The sequence below is a fragment of the Arthrobacter sp. DMZ02-1R genome, from assembly GCF_057747935.1.
Genome location: NZ_CM173230.1, coordinates 3,021,718 through 3,035,700, shown reverse-complemented (window position 1 = coordinate 3,035,700; position 13,983 = coordinate 3,021,718). Strand labels below are relative to the sequence as shown.

Here is a 13,983-nt window from a genome sequence, read left to right as displayed (position 1 = left end):
CTATGATCGAACAATGACCTCCTCCAGCTACTTCCGTTTCCCGCATCTGCATGGTGATCTACTCACCTTCGTAGCCGAAGACGACGTTTGGATCGCGCCCGTGGCCGGAGGCCGCGCATGGCGGATTTCAGCGCAGCAGTTGCCCGCACGCAATCCGCGCTTCAGCCCGGACGGCAAGCGGCTTGTCTGGACGACGATCGTCGGCGCGGCTCCCGAGGTGGTCACAGCAGAGGTCGACGGCGGCGGGTACCGGCAGTTGAGCTACTTTGGCCACAGCACTACCCGGGTCAAGGGATTCACCTCCGGGGGCGACGTTGTGGTCACCTCCGCTTTCGAACAGGCCGAGGGGCGGCACACCCACGCCTACGCCTTGCCGCTTGACGGTGGCCCCGCCGTCGAACTTCCCTTGGGTCCGGTGGAATCGCTGGTGTTCGGTCCGGAAGTGGGAGATGAGCGTCCCGTTGTCCTCGCTAGCGTGCTCTCCCGCGAGCCCGCTTGGTGGAAACGGTATCGCGGCGGTACAGCTGGAAAGCTGTGGATCGACGCCGACGGAAACGGCGAGTTCGCCCGTCTGGTCCCTGAACTCGACGGGAATCTCGCGGACCCGCTGTGGGTAGGTGGCCGGATCGCCTTCCTTTCGGACCACGAGGGATACGGAAATCTCTACTCCGTGCAGCCCGACGGAACCGATCTGCGCCGGCACACCGATCATGAAGATTTCTATGTCCGGCACGCAGCGAGCGACGGCAAGCGAGTCATCTTCGAATCGGCAGGCGAGTTGTGGATCCTGCCGACGCTCGAGGCCGATGCAGAAGCGGTACAGGTCGACATTACGCTCGGCTCGGCATCGCAGTCGCGCCGACCGGCACCACTGAAGGTAGCCGCCCACTTGGGCGAAGTGTGCCCGAATGCCGTAGGTTCGGCCAGCGCAGTGGAATCCCACGGAACCATCCACTGGCTGCGCCACAAAGACGGGCCGTCCCGGGTTGTCGAAGCGACTCCCGGCGTGCGGGCAAGGCTTCCGCGGCCCCTCATCGACGGTCGTATCGCCTATGTGGCGGACCACGACGGCGTCGACTCCGTTTACATCAAGAGGATCGCCCCGCGGGTCCCGCGGCCGACCCTCGCAGCCCCGGTCCAGGATGCCGCCCCTGTGGCGCCCGAAACCGAAGTGCCGCCCGCATCCGACGAGGCTGGCGCCGCTCAGTTGCCCCGCCCCGTCTCTGCGTCAGCCATCGCGGGACAGCCGGTGATGCCCGCGCTTCGGCATGCGCAGCCGCACACGGAAGCCGCTCCGGCCTCAGAGGGCAGCCCAGCGGCGTTCGACGTCGCTCCGGAGGGCCAGGCGGACGAGCTGCGGATCGACTTCCCCAGGGCAGCCCGCCCGAGTGCCCTTGAGGCCAGCCCTGATGGCCGACGGCTTGCAGTAGGTACCGCATTCGGTGACGTCTACCTCGCAGACACGGACGGTGGCACTTTGTCGCTGGTTGTGAGCGTGGGGGATGGCAGCATTGACGGACTCGCGTGGTCGCCGGACTCACAATGGCTCGCGTGGTCCGAACCTGTGACGTCGTTTGGTTCGCGGAGCAAGCTGCGGATGATCAATACAGCCAGCCCGGAAGACATTGTGGATGTCACCGATGGCCGTTTTTGTGACGAATCACCGACATTCACCCCCGACGGCAAGTTCCTGGCGTTCCTGTCGAATCGCAGTTTTGATCCCGTCTACGACGGCCACGCCTTCGATTTGTCCTTCCCCAGCCCGATCAAGCCGTACCTCGTGGCACTCGCAGCGGACACTCCCTCTCCCTTCGGGCCGGTCGTGGACCTGTTTGAGGAGACCGAGGCTGCCACAGTGGCGACGGGCGGCGCGAAGGACAGCGCGGGAGCGACTGTCCAGGTCCGGGTGGACCTTGACGGCCTGGCATTGCGTGTCATCGGCGTCCCCGTGCCGCAAGGCAACTACTCGGATCTTTCTGCTGCCAGCGATGCGCTCCTGTGGCTCGACACCCCGCTTTCAGGTGTTACTGGAGAAGGCCGGGGGAAGGCGCAGGACAAGGCACCGGCTCCCGCTTTGGTCCGCTACGAGCTTTCGAAGCAAAAGCAGGTCACCTTGGCTTCGGCGGTTGAGCGCTACCGGCTGTCCGGTGACGGCAAGAAACTGGTCTTCGTCAACGACAAGCTTGTTATTGCCGTGCCCTCGGACACCAAGGTTGATGATGACTCAGGTGAGCGCGTCAACGTTGAGCTCAACCGGATCCGGGTCATCATGGATCCGCTTGCTGTGTGGGCGCAAGCGTTCGACGAAGCATGGCGGCTGCAGCGGGACTTCTTCTGGACCGAGGACATGGCCGGCCAGGACTGGGAATCGGTGCACCGCCTGTACCGTCCCGTCGTCGAACGCCTCGGATCGCACGACGACTTGGTGGACCTTCTGTGGGAAATCCATGGCGAGCTCGGTACCTCCCACGCCTATGTACGTCCGGCGGCCGCGGGTGAACCCGGCAGCAACGGACAGGGCCGGCTCGGTGCCGATCTTAAGTTCACGGAGGCTGGCTGGAAGATCACGCGCATCCTCGCGGGAGACTCCTCAGACCCCCTGTCCAACTCGCCGTTGACGCGACCCGGAGCCGACGCGAAGGTGGGCGACGTCGTCTTGGCGATTGACGGCGTCGGGCTTTCAGCGGACCGAACTCCGGCAAAACAACTGGTGGGCGCCGCTGGCCGCACCGTGGAACTCACGCTCCTCAATGGCGATGGACACGGTGAAGCGGCTGGTCGGCAGCGGCGTATTGCCGTGGTTCCTGTGAAGGACGAGGAACGCCTGCGGTACCAGGAATGGGTACATGCCAACCGGCGTACCGTACGCGAGGCCTCGGATGGAAAGTTCGGCTACCTGCACGTCCCGGACATGATGGCCAACGGCTGGGCACAGCTTCACAGGGATCTCGATACCGAGACCGCCCTGGACGGGTTGATTGTTGATGTCCGGCGCAACCGCGGCGGCCACACGTCTCAACTGGTGGCTGAACTGATCGGCCGCAAGGTCACGGGCTGGAGCATGCCCCGGGGCGAAAAGCCACGAACGTACCCCCAACATGCTCCGCGAGGACCGGTCATTATCCTCACCGACGAATTCGCCGGCTCCGACGGCGACATCATCACGCAGGTGTCCAAGCTCCGCGGCATCGGTCCCGTCATCGGCACGCGGACTTGGGGAGGCGTTGTGGGCATCGACAACCGCTTCTCCCTGGCTGACGGCACGGGTGTGACCCAGCCGCGTTATGCCACATGGTTCTCCGGCGGCATCGGCTGGAGCGTGGAGAACTTTGGGGTTGAGCCCGACATCGAAGTGGTGTTCCCGCCGCACGCTTACGCAGCGGGCATGGATCCCCAGTTGGAGTACGGGATTGGTGCGCTCAAGGAAATGGTCCAGGAATTGCCCACTGACCGGCCTCCGCTGCGCGAAGGCTACCGTAAGGTCCGTCCGGCCGCACTGCCCGCTCGGCCGCAACAAGGCTGAACCAAACCGCCTGGCAAAAGGCCCCGGATCGGCCAACGCGAAAGGCCCCGCCAACCCCTGATACGGGGAGTCGGCGGGGCCTTTCGCGCTTAGTGCTAGGAGGCCAAAGAGGCTTCCAGCGTGATCGGGGTTGCCCGGAGTGCCTGTGAGACCGGGCAGTTCACCTTGGCGTCTTCGGCCAGGCGCTGGAATTCTTCCTCGGAGACACCCGGGATGCGTGCGCTCACGGTGAGGTGGATACCGGTGATGCCAACACCTGGCTGGAATGTGACGTCGGCCTTGGTGTTGACCTCTTCGGGGGTGAAGCCTGCGCCTGCCACGCCGTTGCTGAAGGCCATCGAGAAGCATGCCGAGTGTGCTGCCGCAATCAGCTCTTCCGGGCTGGTCTTGCCCTCTGCGGACTCCGCACGGGCCTTCCAGGTAACGTCGAAGTTTCCGAGTCCGGAGCTGTCCAGCGTGGTGTTGCCGGCGCCTTCGATCAGGTTGCCGTTCCATACGGTGTGTGCGGTGCGTGTTGTAGCCATGTCCACTCCTCTGCGTCGTTGCGAATTGGCATCCGGATGCCGGATGCCGCCGGGTTCAATCCTAGGGATTCGACGACGGCGGCGCAGCGCTTGTCCGCTCTCAGAGGATTGTGACCGCCACGGCCAAAACGGCAACGACCGCCTGGACGGTGGGTCCAGGCGGCCGCATGTCGATCAGGGAATTACTGCCAGATCGTGGCGATGGCGATGTTGATCAAGGCTAATCCTCCGACGCCGTGTGCGAGGCCGGTGGAGACCGGTTCGCCCTTCTTGACCTTGCGGGAGCCAATGACGGCGAGCACGGCTACGGCGAGGCCGATGACGAACTTGATACCGAGTTTGAAGTAGTCGGGGTGGGCATTGGGCAGCATGGGCAGGATTCCCATCATGGCAATGCCGGTGATCAGCTGCACGAATGCGCCATCCCGCTGACGCGGGTGGACGGTCGGCTGCTTCATGGTGGCGATCCAGAAGCCCACAATCATGGCTGCGCCGACGATGTGCAAGAACAGCAGGACGTTGAAGAGAATACTCATGGCTCCAGCTTAGCCAGAATCTTCTACATGCCGTAGCAAAGCCACGGAGCAAGTGCGCGCACAAAAAAAGGGCAGGCCCCGGCGGTTTCCCACCGGTGCCTGCCCGTCGTCGTGATCCGCACCGTTAGGCGGTGCGGTCGCTACGCCATGACTGGAATCAGAGGCCCAGGTCCGCTTCGAAGGCACCTTCTTCAAGGCGGGCCTTGAGGGTCTGCAGGAAGCGGCCGGCGTCGGCGCCGTCGACCAAGCGGTGGTCGTACGTCAGCGACAGGTACATCATGGAGCGGATGGCGATCGAGTCGTCGCCGTTCTCGTCAGCAACCACCACTGGGCGCTTGACGATGGCGCCGGTGCCCAGGATTCCTACCTGCGGCTGGTTGATGATCGGCGTGTCGAACAGGGCGCCCACAGAACCGATGTTGGTGATGCTGAAGGTGCCGCCGGACAGCTCGTCAGGACCGATCTTTCCCTGGCGCGTGCGGCCGGCGACGTCGGCGATCTTGCTGGCCAGGCCTGCGAGGTTCAGGTTGCCGGCGTCGGAAATGACCGGGACCAGGAGGCCCTTGTCGGTGTCTACCGCAATCGCGAGGTGTTCCGCGTTGTGGTAGGTGATTTCCTGTTTGGCTTCGTCGTAGGCAGCGTTCAGCTTGGGGTGCTGCTTCAGTGCTTCAGCGACGGCCTTGGCGATGAACGGCAGGAAGGTGAGCTTGACGCCGTTCTGGGCTTCGAAGGAACCCTTGGCCTTGAGCCGGAGCTTGGCGATCTTGGTCATGTCGACCTCGTGCACCTGGGTCAGCTGCGTGGAGGTTTCGAGTGACTCACGCATGCGGCGGGCGATGACCTGGCGGATGCGCGGAGCCTTTTCCACGGTCCCGCGCAGCGAAGAGGCAACCACGGGAGCGGCGGCAGGCTTGCTGGGGGCCGCAGGAGCTGCGGACGCCGGCGCGGGAGTGGCAGCGGCTGCCTTCTTTGCTTCGGCCGCGGCGAGCACGTCCTGCTTCCGGATCCGGCCGCCGACGCCGGTGCCCGTCACGGTGGTGATGTCGACACCGTTCTGGTTGGCAAGCTTGCGGACGAGGGGGGTGACGTATCCGGATTCTGTTGAAACCGGGGCCGGAGCTGGCGGGGCGGCGGGTGCTGCTGCGGGTACTGCCTCAACAACGGGCGCGGGGGCAGCCGGAGCGGCTGCGGCTGGTGCGGGAGCGGCAGCCGGAGCGGCTGGTGCGGGAGCAGCTTCTGGTGCCGGTGCAGCGGCGGCGGGGGCGCCGGAGCCGATGACAGCCAGGACTGATCCGACTTCAGCGGTGTCGTCTTCGTTGACGCGGATTTCCAGCAGGGTACCAGCAACAGGGGAGGGGATTTCGGTGTCGACCTTGTCGGTGGACACCTCAAGGAGCGGCTCGTCGACCTCGACGGTGTCGCCGACGGCCTTGAGCCAGCGGGTTACCGTGCCTTCGGTGACGCTTTCGCCCAGGGCCGGCAGGGTCACATCGTGGCCCGATGCGGCGGCAGGAGCTGCTGCGGGTGCCTCAGCCGGCTCGGCTGCTGGGGCCGGTGCCGCTTCAGGAGCCGGCGCTTCGACAGGGGCGGGCGCCGCCGGTGCTTCTGCCACAGGTGCCTCTGCGGGAGCTGCTGCGCCATTGCTGCCGCTACCGATCCGGACCAGGGGAGCACCGACTTCGGCGGTCTCGTCTTCAGCTACGAGGATCTCTTCGATGATGCCGGCAATAGGAGACGGGATTTCAGTGTCTACTTTGTCGGTGGAAACTTCGAGCAGGGGCTCGTCGACTTCCACTCGGTCACCAACCTGCTTGAGCCAGCGAGTGACGGTGCCTTCGGTGACGCTTTCACCAAGGGCGGGCAAGTTAACGGATTCAGACATGTCGTCCCCGTTCTCCTTATTGATCTTTAGTGCGGATGAGTGGTGCCTGCTGGGGTCCTGCGCCCGCAGTTCGTGCGGGCGCAGGACCGGGTGTCTTGCGTAAAGACTTAGCCGTGGAGCGGCTTGCCCGCCAGGGCGAGGTGGACTTCGCCCAGGGTCTCGTTCTGCGTCGGGTGTGCGTGGATGAACTGAGCCACGTCCTCCGGGTGTGCTTCCCAGTTGACGATCAGCTGTGCTTCGCCGATCTGTTCACCCATGCGGGAGCCGATCATGTGGATACCGACGACGGGGCCGTCCTTCTGGCGGACGACCTTCACGATGCCGCCGGTGCCCAGGATGGAGCTCTTGCCGTTGCCGGCCAGGTTGTATTCCTGGGTCTGGACCTGGTCCTCGCCGAACTTCTCCTTGGCCCCCTTTTCGGTGTAGCCAACGGTGGCGATTTCGGGTTCGCAGAAAGTGACCTTCGGGACGTTCACGTCTTCAACGACCACCGGGTTCAGGCCCGCGATCTCTTCGGCGACGAAGATGCCCTGCTGGTACCCGCGGTGGGCCAACTGGACGCCGGGGACGATGTCGCCGACGGCGTAGACGTTGCCGACGCCGGTGTGCAGGCGTTCGTTGGTGATGACGAAGCCGCGGTCGAGGGTGATACCTGCTTCTTCGTAACCAAGGTTGGCGGTGACCGGGCCGCGGCCCACGGCAACCAGGAGGAGATCGGCTTCGAAGGTCTGGCCGTCAACCAAGGTGACCTTCACGCCGTTGTTGTCCTGCTCCACGCCCTGGAAGAAGACGCCGGTGCTGAACTTGATGCCACGCTTCTTGAAGGCGCGCTCAAGGTTCTTGACGATGGCGGTGTCTTCGTTGGGAACCAGGGAAGGGAGGCCTTCAACGATCGTGACGTCGACGCCGAAGGACTTCCATACAGAAGCGAATTCGACGCCGATGACGCCGCCGCCGAGGACGATGACACTCTTCGGGATGTAGTCCATGGTCAGCGCTTCGTCGGAAGTGATGACGCGGCCGCCGATTTCGAGGCCGGGCAGCGAACGGGAGTACGAGCCGGTGGCGAGAACGATGTTCTTGCCCTTGTACACCGTGCTGTTGACTACTACGGTGTCGGTGCCCTGGAGCTTGCCTTCGCCCTCGATGACCGTGATGCCCTTGGACTTGATGAGTCCCTGCAGGCCCTTGTACTTACCGGCGACGATTCCGTCCTTGTAAGCGTTCACGGCGGTGATGTCGATGCTGTCCAACGTGACGTTGACGCCGTACTTGGCGGAATCGCGTGCGTGATCGGCCAGTTCGGCCGAGTGCAGCAGTGCCTTGGTGGGGATACACCCGTTGTGCAGGCAGGTTCCGCCGAGCTTTGCCTTCTCGACGAGACCAACGGTGAAACCAAGCTGAACGGCACGCAGAGCCGTGGCGTAGCCGCCGCTGCCGCCACCGAGTACCAGGATGTCGAATTCTTGCGCAGTTGCCTGATCGGCCACTAGGACGCTCCCTCGCGTGAGCGATGACACGCGACTACGCGTCATCTGGTCTTGGAACTTGTACTGCCGCGATTATGCCAGCACCGAAGTTCTCTTGCATTTGTGACTACCGTGGTTCACCTTAGCGAACCACTTATCCATGCTCCACCCTGCCGAGGCTTTTGTGGGGCGCTTGTGGCCAGACTCACGTCGGGCCGTGGGGCCGGTCATGAACCGGCCCCACTTGGAGGCTGGTTCAGGCGGTTGCCAGCACGTCTTCGACGTAGGCGAGCAGCGTCCGGACGGTGCAACCGGTGCCTTGCTTGGGCGTGTAGCCGTAAGGGCTTCCGTTGTTGAAGGACGGGCCGGCGATGTCGACGTGTGCCCAGGGGATTTGCTTGCCGTCTGCGTCCTTGCCGACGAACTCGCGCAGGAAAACGGCCGCGGTCATCATTCCGCCGTGGCGTTCGCCGATGTTGGCGATGTCCGCCACTTGCGAATCGAGGCTTGCCCGCAGTTCTTCCGGCAGCGGCATCGGCCAGACGAGTTCGCCGGCGCGGTCGGCAGCGGACTTGAGCGCGCCGGTGACAGCATCCGAACCCATGACGCCTGCAGTACGGTCGCCGAGGGCGATCAATTGTGCGCCGGTGAGCGTTGCGACGTCGATGATGGCATCCGGCTGTTCGAGGCTCGCCGCGACCAGGCCGTCGGCCATGACCAGGCGTCCCTCGGCGTCGGTGTTGAGGACCTCCACCGTCTTGCCGCCGTAGACCGTGAGGACATCCGCCGGGCGCTGTGCCGCGCCGGAGGGCATGTTCTCGGCGATGCAGAGCCACGCGGTCACCTTGACCGGCAACCCGAGTCCCGCGACGGCCAAAACAGTATTAAGTACGACGGCGGCGCCCGCCATATCGCTCTTCATGTCGCCCATGCCGAGGGCCGGCTTGATCGAAATGCCGCCAGTGTCGAAGGTGATGCCCTTGCCCACGAGCGCGATCTTCTTGGTGGCTTTCGCCGGTGCGTACTCCACCTTGACAAGGCGCGGTTGGCGGGTTGAACCCTTTCCGACGCCCAGGATTCCGCCGAAGCCGTCTTTCTCAAGGCGCTTCTCGTCCCACACGGTCACCTTGACCGGGAGTCCCTTGGACAGTTCTTTGGCAGCTTCGGCAAAGGACTCCGGGTAAAGGTGGCTTGGCGGCTGGTTGACCAGCGTACGGGTCGCATTGACCGCGCGTCCCACGAGCAACGCCCGGTCAAGGTAGGTCTGGACTTCCTTGCCGTCAAGCGCAGTGTGGATCAGGACCTTGCCGACCCGATCCTTGAGGCCGTCCTTGCTGGAGCGGTGCTCGGTGTAGGAATAGGAACCGAGCACGGCGCCTTCGGCTACAGCTGCGACATCGGCGAGGGACGCCGTCGGGAGGGCGAGCGTCACGGAGGAAAGGCCAGCCAGTTGCCGGACCGCGGATCCCGCAGCGCGGCGCAGGGCTTCCTCAGTGAGGGGAGCGTCGTCGGCCACTTTGCCGACACCCGCCAGGACAAGAACGCCCGAGCCGGTCTCCGGAAGACCTGGCAGACGGTGAACCTGATCGGCTGCTCCTGTGATGCCCAGGAGTCCCAGCGAGGCTGCGAGGGATTCCGCAGCCTTGGCGCTCAGCGGGTTCCCGAGCAGAACCGGTCCGTCAGGACCCTGCCCGATGCCTATCACGAGTGCGTCGCTGGGCGACTTTTTCAGGTCCTTGGCAATGGTGCCAAGGGTGATGTCTGTAGTCTTCACCACGAGGATCCGTCCTCATTTCTCTCTGCATGGATTGGCCGGGCTGCATGTTGGGCGCCCGGCCCTGATACCCGTCGGTTGTCCGCTTGTGACAACGTTTGCGGTTGCGTCGGTCCGCATATGGCGGCACGTCTCGATCGTAGTCTGTCTGTTGCGCCGGATAGCAATTAAGTGAGAGTTGCAGCACACAAGCTGACAGGAATGCGTAGCCTGTCCGGGGCGTTGTACCAATACATGGAGCGTGGCCGGCCGCCGAAGGCACCTGCCGCGGTGTGCGGACGCCTGCTCCTCCTAGAATTTGCAACTGCGAAAGGAACACGCCGTGTTTGAACGGATTTCCGGCTCACTCCTTGACCCTGAGTCGCTGTACGCGAGCAACACCGAGCTCTTCCACAGCCCGGAAATCAGGGGGCTCAACATGCTGATGGGCTTCACGGGGTTTGCCGATGCCGGCCACGTGGTCCACCAGATCAACCGGGAACTGCTGGACACCCTTGAGGTCGAAACCGTGGCCGTCTTCGATGCCGACCAGCTCATTGACTACCGCACGCGCCGTCCCCACATCAGCTTCGTCGAGGACCATCTGGAGGATTACAAGGCCCCTCAGTTGGCGCTTTACATGCTGAAGGACGGCCTGGGCGAGCCCTTCCTGCTGCTTGCCGGTTTTGAACCCGACCTCCAGTGGGAGCGGTTCTCGCGCGCCGTCGTTGGGATCGTGGAAAAACTCGAGGTCAACTTGGTTACGTGGATCCACTCGATCCCCATGCCGGTTCCGCACACCCGGCCGGTCGGGGTCACGGTGCACGGCAACCGCCCGGAACTCATCGAAGGGATCTCAACGTGGAAGCCTACTGTCGATGTCCCTTCGGCCATTGGCCACATTCTTGAACTGCGGCTGAGCGAAGCCGGGCGCAAGGTGGCCGGTTACGTTATCCATGTTCCGCACTACCTCGCCGATGCGGAGTACCCGCCAGCCGCGGTCGCGGGTCTTGAATACCTCGGTGCGGCGACGTCCCTGATGCTGCCCACGGACCGTCTCCGTGAGGCCGGCAGGGAAGTGGGCCGGCAGATCGCAGAACAGGTGGAGGCATCCGAGGACGTCCAGCAGGTGGTTTCGAAACTGGAATCCCGCTATGACGACAAAGCCGAGGGGACCGTCCGCCGATCCCTGCTCGCTGACGAGAACGACGAGCTGCCCAACGCCGAGGACTTGGGCGCCGCGGTTGAGGCGTACCTCGCACGTAAAGATGCGCGCCCATAAAGCAGCTTTAATGCAGCCCCGGGCATAATGGAAGGGTGAACGCACCCCGCGCCTGGCTCATATGGACGATCGGGGTGCTCGCCTATCTGGTGGCAGTGGCCCAGCGCACATCGTTTGGTGTGTCCGGACTTGAAGCGACTGAGCGATTCCATGCCAGCGCTGCCGCTATTTCCTTCTTCACGGTGCTGCAATTGCTCGTCTATGCCGGCCTCCAGATACCGGTCGGGCTGCTCGTTGACCGCTTCGGTTCCCGCGCCATGATTGCCAGCGGGGCCGTGCTCATGGGGCTCGGCCAACTCCAACTGGCTTATGCCGAGACGGTTCCGGGCGGCGTGCTCGGCCGGGTGCTCGTCGGCGCAGGCGACGCCATGACCTTTGTCTCCGTGATCCGGCTCGTGCCGATCTGGTTCGCGCCGGCCCGGGTTCCGCTCGTCACCCAGCTGACCGGAATGTCGGGCCAGCTCGGCCAGCTCATCAGTGTGGTGCCGTTCGCGCTGGTCCTCCATTCCGCGGGCTGGAATACAGCCTTCTTGGCGCTGAGTTCCCTGTCCGCACTCGCCGTCGTCCTTGTCCTCGCCTTGCTCAGGGACGTGCCGCCCGGTCATCCGCCCCGGGAGAGCGCGCAAGGGCTGCGCGCCACGGGTGTGACCTTGGCGCGTGCGTGGCGGCAGCCCGGGACGCGCTTGGGGCTCTGGTGCCACTTCACTGTCCAGTTCAGCGGTAACGTCTTCGCCATGTCCTGGGGCTACCCGTTTCTGGTGTCGGCGCAGGGCCTGGACGCGGCCACCGTGTCCGCCCTGATGGGACTTTTTGTGGTTACGAGCATTCTCGTGGGGCCTCTGTTTGGAACCTTCGTGGCCAGGCACCCGATGCGGCGCTCGGCCATGGTCCTCCTGATTACGGCGGCCACCGCACTTGCCTGGGGTGCGGTTCTGCTGCTGCCAAACCGGGCGCCCTTGTGGTTGCTTGCCTTGTTGGTGATCGCTCTCGCTATCGGTGGCCCCGGGTCCATGATCGGCTTTGATTTTGCCCGGACATTCAATCCGTCCCACAGGATCGGTACTGCCACGGGCATCGTCAACGTGGGCGGCTTCGTTGCGGCGCTCCTGACGATCTACTTGGTGGGGCTCATCCTAGATATTCTCCACACCAGCGGCTTCTCAGGCGGGGAGCTGTACGGCCTGGCGTCCTTTCGCATCGCATTGAGCGTGCAATTCCTATTCCTTCTTGTGGGTACCGTCTTGATCGTCATGACCCGCCGCAAGGTGCGCCGCCAGATGGCGGCGCAGGGCGTGCACGTTCCACCGCTCCTCGTGTCATTGGCAAATCAGCGCCGGCGCCGCGTGGAATTGCGACGCGAACGGCTCGCGAAGCAGCGAAGCTCAGCGAGCTAGCCTGCTTCCGCCCTGGCGCCCTTTCGCGGTGGCCCGCCTTTCTTCGGGAGGCGTCGTAGTGCGGACTGCGGAAGTGTTCCTCCACAGGCAGTCACTGGAACCTTTGTCCACATAGGGCAAATGAGGCCTGCCGTCGCCGCCTTTTGCTGCCGATGCTGGATTCATGACAGCAGACAAACGTGTAACCATCTCCCGGCCCGAGGACATTCTGGGCTTCATTCCCCATGCCTTGGGGCACTGGCCAAAGGAGAGTCTCGTGGCCATCACTTTGCGCGGCCAGACGCTAGGCGCCACCCTGCGAGTGGACCTTCCACCCGACAGATCCGAAAGGGTGCTCGCGGTGTACTCACGGAGGATCGCCGAATATTTGGAAGCGGACCATGACGCCGACGGAGCACTCTTGGCAATTTTCAGTGACGATGGCTGGGAAGATGGAGGCGTTGTGCGGGGCAACGTTCCGCTGCTGGAGGCATTGGATCTCGTGCTGGCCCGCCGCGGCCTAGCGCTCCGGGACGCCTGGTTTATTGGTTCTGACTACTGGCGCAGCGCGTTCTGCACCGACGTCGCGTGCTGCCCTATCCCTGGGCGTTCCGTGGACCAGATCCTCGACAGCCGGCTCAACGCCGAAATGGTTTTCAGGGGGAGCAGCGTCAGGGAGTCACCCCGGTTGCTGGGGCCGGAGGACGAACCGGCCGTTGATCCGGAGTTCTTGAGTGCGGAAGCCGCCACCCTTGAGGAGATGCTTCGAAGGTGGCAAAGCAAAGGGGCGTTCGAAGAAATGCTGGATGTGTGGACACGTGTCCTCGACTCCGGTCTTCCCGAAGAAATCGACCTTGAGGCTGCGGCGTTCCTCCGGGCGAGCCTGCGGGTCCCGGCGTGGCGCGACGCCGTAGTGGTCTTGGCAGCCGCCGGGAAAGGCGTCGCCCGCGGCGGTGCGGAGGCCTTCCGCTTCTTTTCTCCCGAAGGCGATCACGAAGAAGCCTTGCTCATTCCGCCCGGACTTCGTCCCCTCTCGCAGGCAGCAGGGAAGTCGCCGGCAGCAGGGAAGGGGCGCCGGGCATCAGGAGGGGAGCCTCCGAGGACCGCGGCTGCCGATATCAACGCGTTGCGGTACGGAGACGTGTTGATGGGACTCTACCCGGATAACCCGAACTGGGAACGGCTGACCACGTTGGACCGGGTTCTGGCGAGGCTCTCGCGGCGCGGCGGTGGCGAGGGACGCGCTGCCGCGCTCACGATCCGGGGGTGGATTCAATGGTGTCAGGGAAGCGGTTCGTTCGCCGACGAGTTCTTTTCGCGAGCGGACGCCGAACAACAGGGCTATCGACTCGCGGAACTTCTTGCGGAAGTGGTACGACGCGGCACAGTGTGCGGGTGGGCGAAAAGCAAGACCTCTGCGTGGCGGAAGTTCGGTGGGGCTGCGGCGTGACGAGATGCCGTGACGTGGTGATGCGACGTAAAGCCAGGGACCCGACGTGAAGACAGGCATCCGACCTGAAGCCTCCAGAGCGTATCACCGCGGGAAATCCGCCGACGCGTAATTGTCCGCAAGGAAGCCCTCATCGACCCCCGGAATCCAAAACCGTGAGACAATGGTTGCCGAGACCCGGTTGGGTCCGT

At 64.1% G+C, this 13,983-nt stretch carries 9 protein-coding genes; 4 read left to right on the top strand and 5 right to left on the bottom strand.

Annotation, left to right across the window (positions count from 1 at the left end; all coding sequences use genetic code 11):
• Nucleotides 1-13: 13 nt before the first annotated feature.
• The gene (locus AC3ANQ_RS14585; RefSeq protein ID WP_488301703.1) at nucleotides 14-3,523 is read left to right on the top strand and encodes a S41 family peptidase; all 3,510 of its coding nucleotides are present in this window, start codon (nucleotides 14-16) and stop codon (nucleotides 3,521-3,523) included.
• A 95-nt stretch (nucleotides 3,524-3,618) separates the two neighbouring features.
• On the opposite strand, the gene AC3ANQ_RS14580 is transcribed toward AC3ANQ_RS14585, so the two are convergent.
• The 5 genes from AC3ANQ_RS14580 to AC3ANQ_RS14560 all read right to left on the bottom strand — a co-directional run bounded on the left by AC3ANQ_RS14580 (nucleotide 3,619) and on the right by AC3ANQ_RS14560 (nucleotide 9,711).
• The gene (locus AC3ANQ_RS14580; RefSeq protein WP_265979004.1) at nucleotides 3,619-4,047 is read right to left on the bottom strand and encodes an OsmC family protein; all 429 of its coding nucleotides are present in this window, start codon (nucleotides 4,045-4,047) and stop codon (nucleotides 3,619-3,621) included.
• A 182-nt stretch (nucleotides 4,048-4,229) separates the two neighbouring features.
• A complete protein-coding gene (locus AC3ANQ_RS14575; protein WP_488301702.1) occupies nucleotides 4,230-4,583 on the bottom strand; it encodes a hypothetical protein in 354 nt (117 codons plus the stop codon).
• 157 nt (nucleotides 4,584-4,740) lie between these two features.
• A complete protein-coding gene (gene sucB / locus AC3ANQ_RS14570; RefSeq protein ID WP_488301701.1) occupies nucleotides 4,741-6,465 on the bottom strand; it encodes a 2-oxoglutarate dehydrogenase, E2 component, dihydrolipoamide succinyltransferase in 1,725 nt (574 codons plus the stop codon).
• Nucleotides 6,466-6,572: 107 nt separating this feature from the next.
• Nucleotides 6,573-7,955 (bottom strand): dihydrolipoyl dehydrogenase, encoded by a 1,383-nt coding sequence (gene lpdA, locus AC3ANQ_RS14565; protein ID WP_488301700.1) that lies wholly within the window; start codon nucleotides 7,953-7,955, stop codon nucleotides 6,573-6,575.
• 235 nt (nucleotides 7,956-8,190) lie between these two features.
• Entirely contained in the window at nucleotides 8,191-9,711 is a 1,521-nt protein-coding gene (locus AC3ANQ_RS14560) for a leucyl aminopeptidase (RefSeq protein ID WP_488301699.1), read from the bottom strand.
• Nucleotides 9,712-10,030: 319 nt separating this feature from the next.
• Between AC3ANQ_RS14560 and AC3ANQ_RS14555 the strand changes: the two genes are divergently transcribed.
• From AC3ANQ_RS14555 to AC3ANQ_RS14545, 3 genes are all read left to right on the top strand, one after another.
• Nucleotides 10,031-10,969, top strand: a complete 939-nt coding sequence (locus tag AC3ANQ_RS14555; RefSeq protein ID WP_395801971.1) for a proteasome assembly chaperone family protein — start codon at nucleotides 10,031-10,033, stop codon at nucleotides 10,967-10,969.
• 35 nt (nucleotides 10,970-11,004) lie between these two features.
• Entirely contained in the window at nucleotides 11,005-12,363 is a 1,359-nt protein-coding gene (locus AC3ANQ_RS14550; RefSeq protein WP_488301698.1) for an MFS transporter, read from the top strand.
• A 163-nt stretch (nucleotides 12,364-12,526) separates the two neighbouring features.
• Nucleotides 12,527-13,792, top strand: coding sequence for a DUF4192 domain-containing protein (locus tag AC3ANQ_RS14545; RefSeq protein WP_488301697.1), 1,266 nt, complete (start codon nucleotides 12,527-12,529; stop codon nucleotides 13,790-13,792).
• The last annotated feature ends 191 nt before the right edge of the window (nucleotides 13,793-13,983 follow it).